Origin of the sequence: Kitasatospora herbaricolor (assembly GCF_030813695.1) — a bacterium.
Taxonomy (GTDB): domain Bacteria; phylum Actinomycetota; class Actinomycetes; order Streptomycetales; family Streptomycetaceae; genus Kitasatospora; species Kitasatospora herbaricolor.
The window spans coordinates 8,716,790-8,730,958 of record NZ_JAUSVA010000002.1 but is presented as its reverse complement, the minus strand read 5'-3'; the positions used below and the strand labels follow the sequence as shown (position 1 = coordinate 8,730,958).

Below are 14,169 nucleotides of genomic sequence, written 5' to 3'. Positions count from 1 at the left end.
CGGCCGCCCGGGCGCCTGTCATGTCCCGCGTCCACGATGTGACGAGAATCCCGACTGTTGTAATCCGAGTCAATAGTCCGGGACAAATGACCTGATGACCCGTCGGGAACGGGCGGCGGCCGGGGCAGGAGCCCGCATCAGGGGGCACTCCCGTCCCGGCCGCACCGCCGCCGACGGCCGGCGCCGGGCCGCTGCCGACGACTGCCGGCGGCTACCGGCTCAGACCGCCGCCCCCGCGCACTGCGGGTGACCCCAGCTGCCGCCGACCTTGGTGATCTTGTCGCCCTTGGCGTACGGACGGGAGCACGGGCAGGTGCCGGCGAACCGCGCGGACAGCGTCCGCCCGCCGCCGGAGGAGGCTCCCCGCGCCGCGCCGGCGGAGGTCTTGCGCGCGGCGCCGGACGCGGCCGCCGGGCGGCTGCTGCGCGAGGCCGAGGCGGACACCGGGTCCGGCACGGGCAGGTCGGCAGCGGTGCCGGCGGCTGCCTCCTGGGTACGGGCGGCGTCGCTGGCCGCCTTGTCGGCGACCGCGTTCAGCGGGTCCCCGTCCACCTGGTGCGCGGGGACGTACACGAAGGTGACCTCGCGGCCCTCCAGCAGCGCGTCGATGCGCTGGATCAGCTCGCGGTTGGCCACCGGCTTGCCCGCGGCGGTCTTCCAGCCGTTGCGCTTCCAGGCCACCAGCCACTTGGTCGCCGCGTCCCGGGTGTACGTGCTGTCCAGCCGGACCTCCAGCGGCACCGCGGGATCCGTCGCGGCAAGCAGCCGCTCCAGCGCGGTCAGCTCACCGATGTTGTTGGTGCTGTGCCCCAGCGGGCCGGCCTCCCAGCGGGTGGGGGCCCCGGCGCTGTCGGCGACCACGTAGGCCCATGCCGCTGGACCGGGGTTCCCCTTGGCAGCTCCGTCACAGGCTGCGATGACTCGTTCGACCATGCATCGATCATGCCAGGCCCGGCGACGGCCTCCGCCCACCCGCGACCCGGCCGGCACCCTCCGGGCCCGTCGGGGCGCGGTGCCCGCGCGCAGGTCGGCGGGGGCCGCTTCAGGGGCGCGGCCAGGGGCGGCCGCCCAGCCGTTCGATGCCCGCGTTGAAGCGCCTGAGGCAGGCGGCGAAGACGGCGATGTCCTCGTCCGTCCAGTCGGCCATCACCCGGTCCAGCGCCCGGATCGTCCAGGCCCGCTCCTCGTCGAGCATCCGGACGCCTTCCTCGGTGATCCGGAACTTCCGGGCCATACCGCCCGCCGGATCGGGGATGCGCTCCACCAGACCGGCCCGCCGGGCGGCGGTGGTCTGGCGGTTGAGGGTGGAGACGTCGAGGTCGAAGGCCTCGCTCAGTTCGCCGATCGACATCGGCCCCTGCACCCGGATCCGACTCAGCAGGATGTAGGCGCTGCGCTCCAGCAGGCCGTCGCGGCGACGACCGCCGCCCTGCCCGGGCAGGCCGTGGCGGCTCAGGAGCATCTGCTCGTACTCGACCTCATGGGTGGGTCTGACCATGATCCTGCCGCCTCCTCGCCGGTGAGCGGCGCGCACCGCCCCGATCCGCTCGCGTCCGCCGCCCCCTCCGCCATTATGCATCAGGCACGCCATATGCATGATGCACGTCGCATGTATGCTGCACTCCTCTGCCTTCGACCGACAGTCAGGAGTGCCTCCCATGGCCGCCCCTCAACGAGCAGCATCATCAGGCGGCGTCGTCGCCACCCTGGCCTTCGCCGGCACCGTCGCCGCGATCATGCAGACCCTGGTCACCCCGCTCATCGCGGAGCTGCCGCAGCTCCTGCACACCGCGCCCTCCGACGCGGCCTGGGTGATCACCGTCACCCTGCTCGTCTCGGCGGTCTGCGTCCCGGTCTCCGGGCGCCTCGGCGACATGCTGGGCAAGCGCCGGATGCTGCTGGTCTGCTCGGTGCCGCTGGTGGCCGGCTCGGTGGTCTGCGCGCTCGCCTCCTCCGTCGTCCCGATGATCGTCGGACGCGGGCTCCAGGGCGTCGGCATGGGCATGGTGCCGCTCGGCATCGCCCTGCTCCGGGACGTCGTCCCGGCGGAGAAGCTCAGCTCCTCGATCGCGCTGGTCAGCGCCTCGATGGGGATCGGCGGCGGCCTCGGCCTGCCGATCGCCGCGGCCGTCGCCCAGTACGCGAACTGGCGGGTGCTCTTCTGGGGCGCGGCCGTCCTGGCCCTGGTGGTGTCCGCGCTGATCTGGTTCCTGGTCCCCGAGGTCCCGGCCACCGCCAAGGGCCAGCGGTTCGACCTGCCCGGCGCGATCGGCCTCGGCGTCGGCCTGGTCAGCCTGCTCCTCGCGGTCTCCAAGGGCGCCGACTGGGGCTGGGCCTCCGCGACCACCATCGGCCTGTTCGCCGCCGCCGTCCTCGTGCTGGCCGGCTGGGGCGTGTGGGAGGTCCGCACCAAGGACCCGCTGGTCGACCTGCGCACCACGGCCCGTCCGCGGGTGCTGTTCACCAACCTGGCGTCGGTCTTCGTCGGCTTCGGCATGTACGCCAGCATGCTGATCGTCCCCCAGCTGCTGCAGTTCCCGGCGGCCACCGGCTACGGCCTGGGCCAGTCGATGCTCGCGGCGGGCCTGTGGATGGCGCCCGGCGGCATCATGATGATGATCGTCTCCCCCTTCGGCGGGAAGCTCACCAATGCCCGCGGCCCGAAGTTCACCCTGATCAGCGGCGTCCTGGTGATCGCCGCCGGCTACGGGTTGTCGCAGGCGCTGATGGGCTCGGCCTGGGGCCTGATGGTGGTCACCATGGTCACCAGCAGCGGCGTGGGCCTCGCCTACGGCGCGATGCCCGCCCTGATCATGAGCTCGATCCCGCCCGCCGAGACCGCCGCGGCCAACGGCTTCAACACGCTCATGCGCGCGCTCGGCACCTCGGTCGGCGCCGCCGTCATCGGTACCGTCCTCTCCCAGCTGACCACCACCACGGGCGGCCACACCTTCGCCTCCGAGAGCGGCTTCCGCACCGGCCTGCTGGTGGGGCTCGGGGTGGCCCTGGTCGCCGCCGCGGTGGCGGCCGTCATCCCCGCCGTCCGGGCCGACGCGGCCTCGGACGGGCCGGACGACGGCCCCGGCGCCCCCTCCGTGGAGCGCACGGCGGCCGCGGTCTAGAACACCGACCGTCAGGGCCCGGGCGCGGCCTGCCAGGTGCCCGGGCCCTTTCGTCCCCGGACGGGCGGCCGGCAGGTCCGGCGGCACCGGTGACGACGGCGCGTCACAGTGCTTTCCGGTCATGTTGATCCGTGATCCGGCCGGGAGGTCCGGCCGCCGGACCAGCCGGTCCAGAGTGCGGTTCGTCCCGCTGTTTCGTACTCGTCGGCGGTCCTGCCCGCCGACGGGGCCAGCCGATCGGACCGGTGTGAAATGACCAGCAACTTCCGCCAGCCGCGGCCCCGCGCGCGGGTGGCCGCCCCTCACCGCCGGCTCGCCCGTGCGGCCGGCACGGTGGCCCTGCTCGTGGCCGCCCTCACCGGGACGGCCACCGCGACGGCCGCGGCCGGCCCGTTCCGGTGCCGGCTGCGGCAGCCGCCGTGGCGCAGGCGGCGGTACCTGCGCCGGTACGGGCGGTGGCACCTGTGACGGCGCAGCCCGCGGCAGGGGTTCCGGCGCCGGCGACGGCACCCGCCGCGCTCGCGGCCGCCGTCGGCGGGTGGACCTGCCCCGGCGTGGCCGTACCGGCCGGATACGTCATCACCATGTTCGACATCTCCGGCTGCAACGGGTACGGCGCCTGGCTCCAGCAGCCCGTCCGGGACGGTATCTGGACCTGCTCGGGCTCACCGGTCGTCCCCGGGTACGTCCTGACGAACTACGACTCCCGGGGCTGCGGCGGCGTCGGCGCCTGGTACCACCAGCTCGTCCGCAACGGCATCTGGACCTGCCCGTACTCGCCGATCCCGGCCGGCTACCGAAGTACCAGCTACGACGCCCGCGGGTGCAGCGGTCTGGGCGCGTGGCTGACCGTCCGGGCCTGAGCCGGACGGTCAGCGGGAGCCCACGACGGCGCGGCCTGCCCACGGGCGGCCGCGCCGTCGGTGCGGCTCCCCCGGCCGGTCGCCCCGTCAGAGACTGCGGAGCACGGCCACGACCTTGCCGAGGATGGTGGCCTCGTCGGCCGGGATCGGCTCGTACGCGGGGTTGTGCGGGACGAGCCAGCTGCGGCCGTCGCTGTTCCTGAGGCGCTTGACCGTGGCCTCGCCGTCGATCATGGCGGCGACGATGTCGCCGTTCTCGGCCACCGGCTGCCGGCGGACGGCCACGATGTCGCCGTCGCAGATGGCGGCCCCGACCATCGAGTCGCCGTGCACGGTGAGGGCGAACAGGTCACCCTCGCCGACCAGCAGGCGCGGCAGCGACAGCAGGTCCTCGGTGGTCTGCTCGGCGGTGATCGGGGCACCGGCGGCGATCCGGCCGACCAGCGGCACCTGGACGCCGCTGCCGGAGGCCCGGGCCGGGGCGGGCGCCGGGACTTCGTCCTCCCACAGGCGGTAGGCACGCGGTCGGTGCGGGTCCTGGTAGAGCACGCCCTTCTTCTCCAGCGACCGGATCTGGTGGGCCACCGAGGAGGTGCTGGTCAGGCCGACCGCCGCGCCGATCTCGCGCATGCTCGGGGGGTACCCCTGACGCGCGACGGCCGAGCGGATGGCCAGCACGATCGCCCGCTGGCGGTCGGTGAGCCCGTCGTCGCCGGCCCGGACTCCGCGCGGCCGGCCGGGCCCCGTTCCCGCCGGGTTGCTGATGTCGGCCATGGCCCCTCCTGATGATCTTTCCTGCTTTCGGACTGTAACCCGGCGGACCGGCAATGGGAATGCCTCAGCCGCGTTCGACGATCAGCAGGGTGCCGCGGCTGCCGGCCCGGACGGCGTGCGGGGTGTCCGCCGGCACCACGTACAGCTGCCCGGCCGGGACGGGGACGTGCCGGCCGGCCACCTCCAGTTCGAGCCGGCCGTCGAGGACCAGCAGGACCTCCGCCGTGGGGTGGCGCTCCTGCGGCAGCCCGGCCCCGGACATCCGCAGCACCTTCACCCGCGCGTCGCCGACCTCGGCGAGCGGCCGGGATGACCAGGGGTCGGGGAGGGCGGCGGCGACCGCCGCCAGGTCGACGAGCGTCATGGCATACCTCGTTCCGGCGGCCCGGCGGGTGCACCGGACCACCTTGTTCACGTCGGGGTGGATGACCGCAACGCTAGCCGTGGACGACCTTGCGTTGGTCGACCGTTCGGCAAAATCCTCGGCCGGCGGCGCCCCGCCGGCCCCGGTCCCGGTGCGGGATCGGGGCCGGCGGGGCGGTGGTCCGGTGGGGTGGCCGGGGGCAGGGCGTGACCGGGGGAGCCGGTACCTACGGACGTTCCCCCGTCACCGCGGGGCGGGGCAGCACCACCCGGCCCGCGGGGATCACGCCGCGTGAGAGCGGGTCACCAGATCGCCTCGACCCACTCCGGGTGGTCGATGAACGGGTTGCGGTTGTGCTGGTAGGTGTCGTAGATGACCTGGTTGCGGCGCTCCTCGAAGGCGCTCGGCGGGTCCTGCTCGTTCCACTGCTTCAGGACGGAGAGCTTGCCGATGTACGGGTTGCTGCCGTTGTTGACCTTCTCGTTGGGCTCAAGGTCGGCGAAGCCGTCGCCGCCGTCGTAGCGGACCGCCATGTAGAGGATCATGCGGGCCACGTCGCCCTTGTCCGCGTCACGCGGCTCGAAGGAGTCGGAGTCGACCAGGCTGCCGCCGCCGTTGCCGACCGCGCTGCCGCCCTTGTCGAAGTCCAGGTTGCCGCGGATGCTGTTGACCTGGACGTCCGCCGCGCGCAGGTGGTGCAGGTCGGTGCCGGGGCCGGTGACCTCGCCGAAGTTGCCGTGCGACTTGGCCCACACGTGCTCGCGGTTCCAGTCGCCCAGGGCACCGCCGTTGAGGGACTTGCTGCGCGAGACCCCGCTGTACAGCAGGACCACGTTGTTGGTGTTGTTCGGGTCCTGGTCGGTGGTCTTCAGCGCGTTCCAGACCGCGTCGTACGAGATCTTGCTCTGGCTGCTGATGATCGTGTGCAGCGAGGCCTTCAGGCTCGTACCGGTCTTGCCCATCGCGTTCTTGTAGTACGTGCTGTCGTACGCGGTGGTCGTGGCGCTCGCGGGGGTCGCGGCGGCCGTCGGGAGGGCCAGGCCGACCAGGACGGCGGCCACGGTGGCCGCCAACGTCTTCCATCTGCCTTTCTGCGCAACGGACATGGGGGTGCCCCTTCCCGGGGGGACGACACGCGCCGGAGCGCGGCCCCACGCTCCACAGGGCCGCGATCTACGCGTGTTGACTGTTGGTTACCGGGAGCATGACATGTGCAAGGCGCCGACCGTGTAACCGGGAGAAGGCCTTTCCGTGACGTTCTCGCATACGGCACACCGCATCAACTCCGTTGGAGGGGGACTCCCTTGTGGGCCGACGGGTGTTCAGGCCCAGCCCCGCCGCCATGGCCACCACGGCCCGGCGGCCTGGCCACTTCGAGCGGTGGCCGACCCGCGGCGCGGTGACCGGATGCGGAGCGCCGATGGTCGCCCGGCCCACCGGCGTGCGCACGAGGCCGGGCGACCACGCGGGCCGGCACGGCGCTCGAAGCGGTCGGGCACCGCGCGGCCGGCCGCGTGCCTGCGGACGGCCCGGTCCGCCGCGTCCGAGGGACTTCCCCACCGGACGGGCGCCTGACAACTGATCACTCCGGTGGGCTTGTGACGGCTTCGATCGCCCTTCTTGCTACCGTGCCTCCTCCGACGGTCGAGGGGACGGGGAGCCGGGCATGGCGCAATTCGTCGAGGTGGCGGCGGCGGTGGTGATGGCGAGGCCGCGCCTGGTGGCGTACCTGCGGGCGCCCGCCGCACCCGCCTCCACGTGGCCCGTGGAGGAGTGGGCCGGCGTCTGCGAGCCGTGGCGCGACGGCGCCCTGCGACGCCGGTACCGCGAGGAGCTGGTCGGTGCCGTCGAGGCGTGCGACGGCTGGACCGACGGCGACCACGCCGGCCTGTTGCGCGGCCTCGACGACGAGGACGGCAGCCTCACGCTCGGGTTCGACCGGGCAGGCGGCTCGCTCACGATCGGGTTCGACCTCCGCGTCGACTTCCAACTCCCCTCGCTCATCTGGGCGTTCTCGACCCTGCGCGGTATGGCCGCGTTCATGGCCGACGAGGACACGGGACTGGTGACGGTCACCGCCGGCTGGGACGACACCCCGGTACTGATGCACCTGGGCCCGAACAGGTCGTCGTTCCTGGACCGGAGCCGGGACGCCGCCGCCTGGAGCAGGGCCAGGGACACGGAGTTCGACGTCCGGTGCGCGGTGTCGGAGGCGGGCACCGACGCGGACGGATCGGCGAGCGGGATCATCCGGCGCCTGCTGGGCGGTTGACGCCCCGTCGTCCGCTCGCGGTCCGGGACACCGCCGCCGCGCGGGACGGGATCGGAGTCAGCGCAGCACGAGCAGATCGAGCGACGAGGTCAGGTCCACCGCGGCCGGGTCCTGAGCCCGCACAGCCTCGCGCAGCCGCTCCTTGCCGCGGGTGAACTCCTCCTCCGAAAGGCTGCGCATCAGCGTGTCGGCGTCCCGGAGAGCATCCGCCCGCTCCAGGAGTTCGGCCAGGCTCGCGATGTCGGCCTGCGGGACGGGCTCCAGGGCGGCCGGTGCGAAGCCCGCCTCGGCGAAGGCGGCGCAGGTCTCCTCGACGGACGGGTAGGTGTCCAGCACCCTGGCCGTCTCGGGGAACCAGCGCACGATGCGGAGGCGCTCGTAGCGGCCCGCGAACGCGTTGCGGACGAGGACCGGCGCCCCCGGCCGCAGCACGCGGCGGATCTCGCGCGCGGCCGCCGGCAGGTCGGGGACGTGATGGGTCACCGTGGACAGCCAGGCCGCGTCGGCGCCCGCGTCCGGCAGTGGCAGGGACGCGGCGTGTCCCGCCCGGACCTGGATGTCCGGGCGGCCCGGGATCAGGGCCCGCATCGCCTCCGAGGGCTCGACCGCGACCACGTGCGCGCCGAACCAGTCGCAGAAGGCCGTGGCGAAGGCTCCGGTGCCCGCGCCGATGTCCACGACGGTCATGCCCGGGGACGGGTCCAGATGCCGTCGCACGGCGTCCTCCCAGGCCGCCAGCCCGTCGCGCGGGATCTCGCGAACGGCCCGGAAAGAGGTCGCTGTCGTGGCGTCATAGGTGATTCTGGCCATGCCCGTCCCGTCCGTAGACCGCCCCCGGCGGGGCGCCCGGGCGAGGATAGCCGCTGTCCGTGACCGACGGGAGCGCGCCGCTTCGGCCCGCCCTGCGCCTCCCGGGCCGGTGCGGGAGCGGGCCGGCCAGCGCGGCGGGCCGGACGGCGCCGGTGCCGAAGCGCAGGTCGGCCTTGTCGAGGACCGGCTCCAGGCGGCGGCGGTCCTCGGTGGCGGCGTCGAAGGTGAGCTGGACGTGGCCCCGCTCGGCGGCGGCGAGAGCGCCGACGCGGGCGGTGACCGCGCGGATCCTCGCCCGCTGCAGGCCCAGCGAGGCGAACATCGCGTACAGGACCTCCGTGATCGCCGGGGTGTGCGCGGTGGGCTCCCGCAGGGTCCGTGAGCGGGAGGTGTGGGAGCGGTCGGCGTAGGTGACCTGCAGCTCGATCCCGCGGGCGATCTTGCCGCCGACCCGCAGCCGGGCACCCAGGTCGACCGCGAGGGCGAGCAGCGCCCGGCGGGCCTGGTCGGGGTCGAGGACGTCCTGCTCGAAGCGGCGGGTGGCGGCGATGCCGGCGGGTGGGCCGCCGGCGGCGACGGGGCGCGGGTCGCGTCCCTGGGCGCGGTCGTGCAGGAGCCGTCCGGTGCCGGCCCCGGCGATCCGCTGCACGGTGGCGAGCGGCAGGTCGGCGAGGTCGCCGACGCTGCGGACCCCGTAGCGCTGCAGGCCGCGGGCGAGCGCCGGGCCGACGCCGGGCAGCGCCTCGACCGGCCGGGAGCGCAGGAAGGCCCGGGCGGCGTGCGGGTCCCGCGGGTCGAGGATGCGGGTCTCCCCCGGGCGACAGGTGCCGCAGGCCATCGCGGCGAGCTGGCGGGTCCCGCCGCCGCCGATCGCGGCCTGGACGCCGTACCGGGCGGCGAGCCGTGTCTGCAGCAGGTCGGCCAGGCCCTCCGGGGTGCGCCGGAAGAACTTCAGCGCGCCGGTGACGTCCAGCAGCGCGCCGTCCGGCGGCAGGGCCTGCACGACGGGGGTGATGTCGGCGAGGACGGCGAACAGCTCCTGGTAGCGCTCGAAGGACACTCCCGCGACACGCACCTGCAGGATCGCCCGGGACGTGCTGCCGGTCATCGCGCACCCCCGGGAGCGGTGGCGGGGAGGTTGCGCACGGCGATGCGCGGATGCGTGAACAACGGTGGTCGCCTCCCAGCTCCACGACCCCCATGCCCTGTCTCCGGTGCCCCCACCTGACACCCACCCTAGAGCCTGTTCGAACATTTGAGCTAATAGAAATCGATCGAACGTCCCTGCTTTCACCTGCAAGGACGCATCGACCTGATTCGAACACGCTCTGTGACCCCACGGGCCGGAGCCGCCGGGAGCGCGGACCGACCGGCCCGGGCGGGCACGGCGCACGCGCCGCCCGCGGCCGACCGCCTCAGGCGGTGACCTTGGCGATGAACGCGGCGAGGTTGGCGACGGCCCGCCGCATCTTCTCCTCCACGGTGAGCGACTCGGGGAGCCGCGCGCCGACGCCCTCCACCCCCTTGCCCCGCACGTAGAGCGGGCAGGCGAGGTCGCTGCAGATGTAGGCACCCACGGAGTTGCCCTGCTGCCCGGCCCGGCCGGCCTTGGCGGCGACCATCAGCGAGACGCCACCGGTGTGGGTGGTCAGGCAGATCGAGCACATGCTGCGCCGCGGCTGCCAGGCGGCGGCACCGGGGCTGCGCAGGGCGAGCGCCACCGGACGGCCGTCCAGCTCGGTGGCGAGGTAGGCCCGGCCGGGGGACTGAGGGTCCCGCCAGCCCAGGAAGTCCAGATCCTCCCAGGGCTGCTCGGCCAGGTCCCGGGGGACGGACAGGCGCTTCGCCTCGCCCTTGGTGCAGTTCACGAACGCGGTACGGATGTCTTGCTCGGTCAGCGGCTTCATGAGCACCACGCTAATTTGCCTATAGGCTTTAGGCAAATGCATAATGGCTATCGGCGATCGGGATGAAGGTCATGGAATGACGGTCATGGGAGGCAGGTCATGGTTCGAGCGGGACTGACACCGGAGCGCCTGACCCGGGCGGGGGCGGAACTGGCCGACGAGGTCGGCTTCGACCAGGTGACCCTCTCGGCGCTCGCCCGGCGGTTCGACGTCAAGGTCGCGAGTCTGTACTCGCACCTCAAGAGCTCCCAGGAGCTCAAGACCCGGATCGCCCTGTTCGCACTGGAGGAACTCGCCGACCGGGTCACCGCCTCCGTGGCCGGGCGGGCCGGCAAGGACGCGCTGGCCGCCTTCGCCGACGCCTACCGCGACTACGCCCGGGAGCACCCCGGCCGCTACGACGCCGCCCGGCTCAGGCTCGACCCCGAGACGGCGGCCGCCAGCGCCGACGTCCGGCACGCGCAGATGACCCGGGCGATCCTGCGCGGCTACGACCTGGCGGAACCGGACCAGACGCATGCCGTCCGGATGCTCGGCAGCGTCTTCCACGGCTACGTCAGCCTGGAGGCGGCCGGCGGCTTCAGCCACACCGCCGTCGACTCGCAGGAGTCCTGGGAGTGGGTCCTGGATTCGCTCGACGCCCTGCTGCGGAACCGGGCGACGCGCTGACCGGCGCGGACGGCGGGGACGGCGGGGACGGCGGGGACGGCGGGGACGGCGGGGACGGCGGGGACGGCGGGGGCGGCGCGGGGCGCCCCCGCCGCGATGGGGACGAGGGCGCCCGTGCGCCGGGCAGGACCGGCCACTCGCAGCAGGTCGCAACAGGTCGCACATCGAGCATGGGAGAGCACTCTCCCGGGAGACTCGGGGTACGACTGACCACTGTCAACCCTTGTGCAGCGACGGGCCTTTGCCGCCGCTGGGGCGCACAGCACGGCGGCTCGGACGGACCGCGAGGCGGGACGGGGGGAACACCGGCCGGCCAGGCCTGCGGACAGCAGGAGGACCGGCGGCGCGCCGGAGGTGGGCACGGCGCGGCCGGGTGACGGCGCGGGCGGGTCGTGGCGTGGTCACGGCGCGGGCAGGTCACGGCGCGGCCGGGTCGTGACGCAGGCGGTCACGACCCGGCCGGCACGCGGATCTCTACCGGCGCGCGGCTCTCTACAACGTGGGGATCGCCAGCAGCAGCCCGCCGTCGAGGCGTTCCTGCATGTGCCGGCCGTGCGCGGCGCAGACGATGACCGTCCCGCCCTGCGCGTCCATCGCCAGGAAGGTCGCCGCCTCGCCGCACGGCCCCTGGGAGCGGTCGTAGCCCCATCCGGCGCCGCACTCCTGGCACCAGGAGCGGCCGTCCTCCGTCCGCAGCGTCGGCCCGCAGCGCGGGCAGATCCCCCACCACGCCGTGCACGACCCCGGTTGCTGGGCGGCCCGCACCCGCGCCAGTTTCTCGGCCGCTCCCCCGAGCCGCCGGGCCGCCTGCCCGAGGGACTCGTCCAGCGCGCCCGGCAACGCTCCCCGCACGCCGCGGGGCAGGTCCGGCTGCTGTCTCAGCCGTTCCCGCATCGCGGCGACGTCCCGCGCCAGTGCGTCCGCACGTGCCTGGAGATCCCGCAGCTCCGCCGGAGTCGGCTCACCGCCGCCGACGGGGTCGGCATCAGCATCCGTGAACAAGCCCTCCACCCCCTTCTCGACACCACCACCGCGCACGGGACCGGCCGGCACAGCCTGCCCGGCACCCCGCCCCCGGCGGCCACCCACAGAAGCATCGTGATCAAACCATGACAGGCACGTCCGGACAAGAGGCGTAGGTCACGTGGCGCGGCCCGGCCGAACCCCGCAGGCGGGGAGCGCCGACGCCGCCCGGGACCGGCGATCCGGTCCCTCCCCGGGCACCGGGGGGCACCGGACCGCGACCCCGACCGGGCGCCTGCGGTCACGCGCCGGCGGCCACTCCCCCACGGTCACGCCTCCGCGGTCACGCCCGCGGTCACGCGTTTGAGCTCACCGAGCGCCTCCCGCAGGTGGTCCGCGAGGCTGCGGCCCCCGTCGTCGCCGACCCAGCGCTCGAAGCCGACCTTGAAGACGGCGATGCCGGCCTCCGCGGCCAGGCTCGCCGCCGGCTCCTCGACGCCGCGCCGGCGCAGGGTGGCGGCGAGCGCCGCGGACAGCGAGGCCAGCTTGACGAGTTCGCGCTCCCGCAGCTCCGCGTTGGCCGTGATGACGGCCTGGCGCCGCCGGGCGAACTCGTGGCGGTCCAGGAAGAAGGCCGCGACGGCCTCCAGCGTCGCGGCCATCGCGTCGATCGGCGCGGCCGCCTCCGGGGTGCCGGCGAGGGTGTCCACGAAGACCTGCTCCAGCGCCTGCGAGCCCCCGAACAGCACCTCGCGCTTGTCGGCGTAGTGCCGGAAGAACGTCCGCTCGGTGAGCCCGGCGCGTTCGGCGATCTGCGCGGCGGTGGTCTGCTCGAACCCACGCTCCCGGTAGAGGTCAAGCGCTGCTTGCTCCAGGCGCCCGCGCGCGTTCGGCTCCCATCGACCCATGCGCAGATCCTACGCGATGACAGTCCCTGACATCAGGTGCTACGGTCGATGACAGTCACTGACATCGACTCCGTCCGCCGCGCCTCCGGTGCCCCGGCACCCGCGGCGGGCGCCGTCGACCTACCCGGAGGTTCTCCTCATGCGCGTGTTCGTCACCGGCGCGTCCGGCTGGATCGGTTCAGCCGTCGTCCCGGAACTCATCGACGCCGGCCACCAGGTGGTCGGGCTCGCCCGCTCGGACGCCGCGGCGGCCGCCCTCGTCCGGGCCGGCGCCGAGGTGCGCCGCGGCACACTCGACGACCTCCCGGCCCTGCGCGACGCGGCCGGCGAGTCCGACGGCGTGATCCACCTCGCGTTCAAGCACGACCTCGCGTTCAGCGGCGGCTTCGAGAGCGCGGCCGAAGCGGACCGGCGGGCCATCGACACCTTCGGCGAGGCGCTCGCCGGCTCCGACCGCCCGTTCCTGATCGCCTCGGGGACGCTCGGGCTGGCACCGGGCCGGGTCGCGACCGAGGAGGACGGCCGGGCCGACGGCCCGCTCACGGCCCACCTGCCCGGGGGCCCGGCCAAGCGGCTGGCCAACGCGCGGGCGACGCTCGCCCTCGCCGGCCACGGCGTCCGCTCCTCGGTCGTCCGGCTTCCGCCGACCGTGCACGGCGACGGGGACCACGGCTTCCTCGCCGCCCTCGTGGCCGTCGCCCGCGAGAAGGGCGTCAGCGGCCACCCCGGTGACGGGTCCAACCGCTGGCCCGCCGTGCACCGCTCCGACGCCGCACGGCTCTTCCGCCTGGCACTGGAGGGCGCCCCGGCGGGCTCCATCCTGCACGCGGTCGCCGAGGAGGGCGTACCGGTCCGCACCCTCGCCGAGGTGATCGGACACCACCTCGGCCTGCCGGTGGCTCCGGTCGCCCCCGAGGACGCGGCCGGACACTTCGGCTGGCTGGCCGGCTTCCTCGGCGCGGACGCCCCCGCCTCCGCCGCGCACACCCGCGAACTGCTGGGCTGGCGGCCGACCGGGCCCGGGCTCGTCGAGGACCTCGACCAGGGCCACTACTTCGCCGCCCCGGCCGCCTGAGCGTCCGCACGGGCGACGCCCGCGAACGGCCGGCGCAGAGAACCCGCGCCCGGACGGCACGGCGCGGCCCGGCCACTGCGGGGGGAGCGGCCGGGCCGGAAGCAGGACGCGGCAACGCCCGCTCCTCGACGGTAGGTCGCCGGTGACGGGGTGCGGCAGGACACGCCGGGCCGGCGCCCGGCTTCCCGGCCGGATCGCTCGTGCGGGTGAGCCCGCGAAGGTTCTCCCGGGTCTCGGGCAGCCTGCCGGGAACCGGCCGGCGGCGTCCACCGTACGGAGTGCACCCGGTGCTGCGGCCGGGTTCGAACCGGCCTGCTCGGCCAGTTCTTCCGCCGGCATCTCGGCACCGGCCCGCAGTCGGCCGACGGACCCGGACCCGGACCCGGGTCCGGGTCCGGGTCCGACCGAGGGTGCCGGGTCCGCTTGAGGGCCATCCGCTTCA

At 74.4% G+C, this 14,169-nt stretch carries 16 protein-coding genes; 6 read left to right on the top strand and 10 right to left on the bottom strand.

Features of this window, described 5'->3' with window-relative positions:
• Positions 1 to 219 precede the first annotated feature (219 nt).
• Together J2S46_RS37775 and J2S46_RS37770 are read right to left on the bottom strand one after the other, a co-directional pair.
• Complete coding sequence (locus tag J2S46_RS37775) at positions 220 to 933, bottom strand: ribonuclease H family protein (RefSeq protein ID WP_191291582.1); 714 nt, start codon at positions 931 to 933, stop codon at positions 220 to 222.
• A gap of 109 nt (positions 934 to 1,042) precedes the next feature.
• Positions 1,043 to 1,498 (bottom strand): MarR family winged helix-turn-helix transcriptional regulator, encoded by a 456-nt coding sequence (locus J2S46_RS37770; protein WP_191291583.1) that lies wholly within the window; start codon positions 1,496 to 1,498, stop codon positions 1,043 to 1,045.
• 160 nt (positions 1,499 to 1,658) lie between these two features.
• On the opposite strand from J2S46_RS37770, the gene J2S46_RS37765 reads away from it, so the two are divergent.
• The 3 genes from J2S46_RS37765 (at position 1,659) to J2S46_RS37755 (ending at position 3,985) form a co-directional block, all read left to right on the top strand.
• Positions 1,659 to 3,122, top strand: coding sequence for an MFS transporter (locus J2S46_RS37765; RefSeq protein WP_191291584.1), 1,464 nt, complete (start codon positions 1,659 to 1,661; stop codon positions 3,120 to 3,122).
• Positions 3,123 to 3,374: 252 nt separating this feature from the next.
• Positions 3,375 to 3,590: a hypothetical protein gene (locus J2S46_RS37760; protein WP_191291585.1), complete on the top strand. Its 216-nt coding sequence runs from the start codon at positions 3,375 to 3,377 to the stop codon at positions 3,588 to 3,590.
• Positions 3,587 to 3,985, top strand: a complete 399-nt coding sequence (locus J2S46_RS37755; protein ID WP_191291586.1) for a hypothetical protein — start codon at positions 3,587 to 3,589, stop codon at positions 3,983 to 3,985. The genes J2S46_RS37760 and J2S46_RS37755 overlap by 4 nt, the downstream gene beginning before the upstream one ends.
• A gap of 87 nt (positions 3,986 to 4,072) precedes the next feature.
• On the opposite strand, the gene lexA is transcribed toward J2S46_RS37755, so the two are convergent.
• The 3 genes from lexA to J2S46_RS37740 form a co-directional block, all read right to left on the bottom strand.
• The gene (gene lexA / locus J2S46_RS37750) at positions 4,073 to 4,759 is read right to left on the bottom strand and encodes a transcriptional repressor LexA (RefSeq protein ID WP_191291587.1); all 687 of its coding nucleotides are present in this window, start codon (positions 4,757 to 4,759) and stop codon (positions 4,073 to 4,075) included.
• A gap of 64 nt (positions 4,760 to 4,823) precedes the next feature.
• Positions 4,824 to 5,123, bottom strand: coding sequence for a cupin domain-containing protein (locus tag J2S46_RS37745; protein ID WP_191291588.1), 300 nt, complete (start codon positions 5,121 to 5,123; stop codon positions 4,824 to 4,826).
• A gap of 302 nt (positions 5,124 to 5,425) precedes the next feature.
• Positions 5,426 to 6,229: an endonuclease I family protein gene (locus J2S46_RS37740; protein WP_191291589.1), complete on the bottom strand. Its 804-nt coding sequence runs from the start codon at positions 6,227 to 6,229 to the stop codon at positions 5,426 to 5,428.
• Positions 6,230 to 6,789: 560 nt separating this feature from the next.
• On the opposite strand from J2S46_RS37740, the gene J2S46_RS37735 reads away from it, so the two are divergent.
• Positions 6,790 to 7,395: a hypothetical protein gene (locus tag J2S46_RS37735; RefSeq protein ID WP_191291590.1), complete on the top strand. Its 606-nt coding sequence runs from the start codon at positions 6,790 to 6,792 to the stop codon at positions 7,393 to 7,395.
• Between the two features lie 57 nt (positions 7,396 to 7,452).
• Here the strand turns inward: J2S46_RS37735 and J2S46_RS37730 are convergent, their stop codons facing one another.
• From J2S46_RS37730 to J2S46_RS37720, 3 genes are all read right to left on the bottom strand, one after another.
• Positions 7,453 to 8,205: a class I SAM-dependent methyltransferase gene (locus J2S46_RS37730; protein ID WP_191291591.1), complete on the bottom strand. Its 753-nt coding sequence runs from the start codon at positions 8,203 to 8,205 to the stop codon at positions 7,453 to 7,455.
• Entirely contained in the window at positions 8,186 to 9,313 is a 1,128-nt protein-coding gene (locus J2S46_RS37725; RefSeq protein ID WP_191291592.1) for a DNA polymerase Y family protein, read from the bottom strand. Before J2S46_RS37725 ends, J2S46_RS37730 begins: the two co-directional genes overlap by 20 nt.
• 307 nt (positions 9,314 to 9,620) lie before the next feature.
• Positions 9,621 to 10,112, bottom strand: a complete 492-nt coding sequence (locus J2S46_RS37720; protein WP_191291593.1) for an FBP domain-containing protein — start codon at positions 10,110 to 10,112, stop codon at positions 9,621 to 9,623.
• Between the two features lie 99 nt (positions 10,113 to 10,211).
• Here J2S46_RS37720 and J2S46_RS37715 point away from each other — a divergent pair, with 99 nt between their 5' ends.
• Positions 10,212 to 10,781: a TetR/AcrR family transcriptional regulator gene (locus tag J2S46_RS37715; protein ID WP_191291594.1), complete on the top strand. Its 570-nt coding sequence runs from the start codon at positions 10,212 to 10,214 to the stop codon at positions 10,779 to 10,781.
• 492 nt (positions 10,782 to 11,273) lie between these two features.
• On the opposite strand, the gene J2S46_RS37710 is transcribed toward J2S46_RS37715, so the two are convergent.
• Both J2S46_RS37710 and J2S46_RS37705 read right to left on the bottom strand, forming a co-directional pair.
• Positions 11,274 to 11,783, bottom strand: coding sequence for a hypothetical protein (locus J2S46_RS37710; RefSeq protein ID WP_191291595.1), 510 nt, complete (start codon positions 11,781 to 11,783; stop codon positions 11,274 to 11,276).
• 290 nt (positions 11,784 to 12,073) lie between these two features.
• Positions 12,074 to 12,652 (bottom strand): TetR family transcriptional regulator, encoded by a 579-nt coding sequence (locus tag J2S46_RS37705; RefSeq protein ID WP_191291596.1) that lies wholly within the window; start codon positions 12,650 to 12,652, stop codon positions 12,074 to 12,076.
• 139 nt (positions 12,653 to 12,791) lie between these two features.
• On the opposite strand from J2S46_RS37705, the gene J2S46_RS37700 reads away from it, so the two are divergent.
• On the top strand, positions 12,792 to 13,727 hold the full coding sequence (locus J2S46_RS37700) for an SDR family oxidoreductase (RefSeq protein ID WP_191291597.1): 936 nt from the start codon (positions 12,792 to 12,794) through the stop codon (positions 13,725 to 13,727).
• Positions 13,728 to 14,169 lie beyond the last annotated feature (442 nt).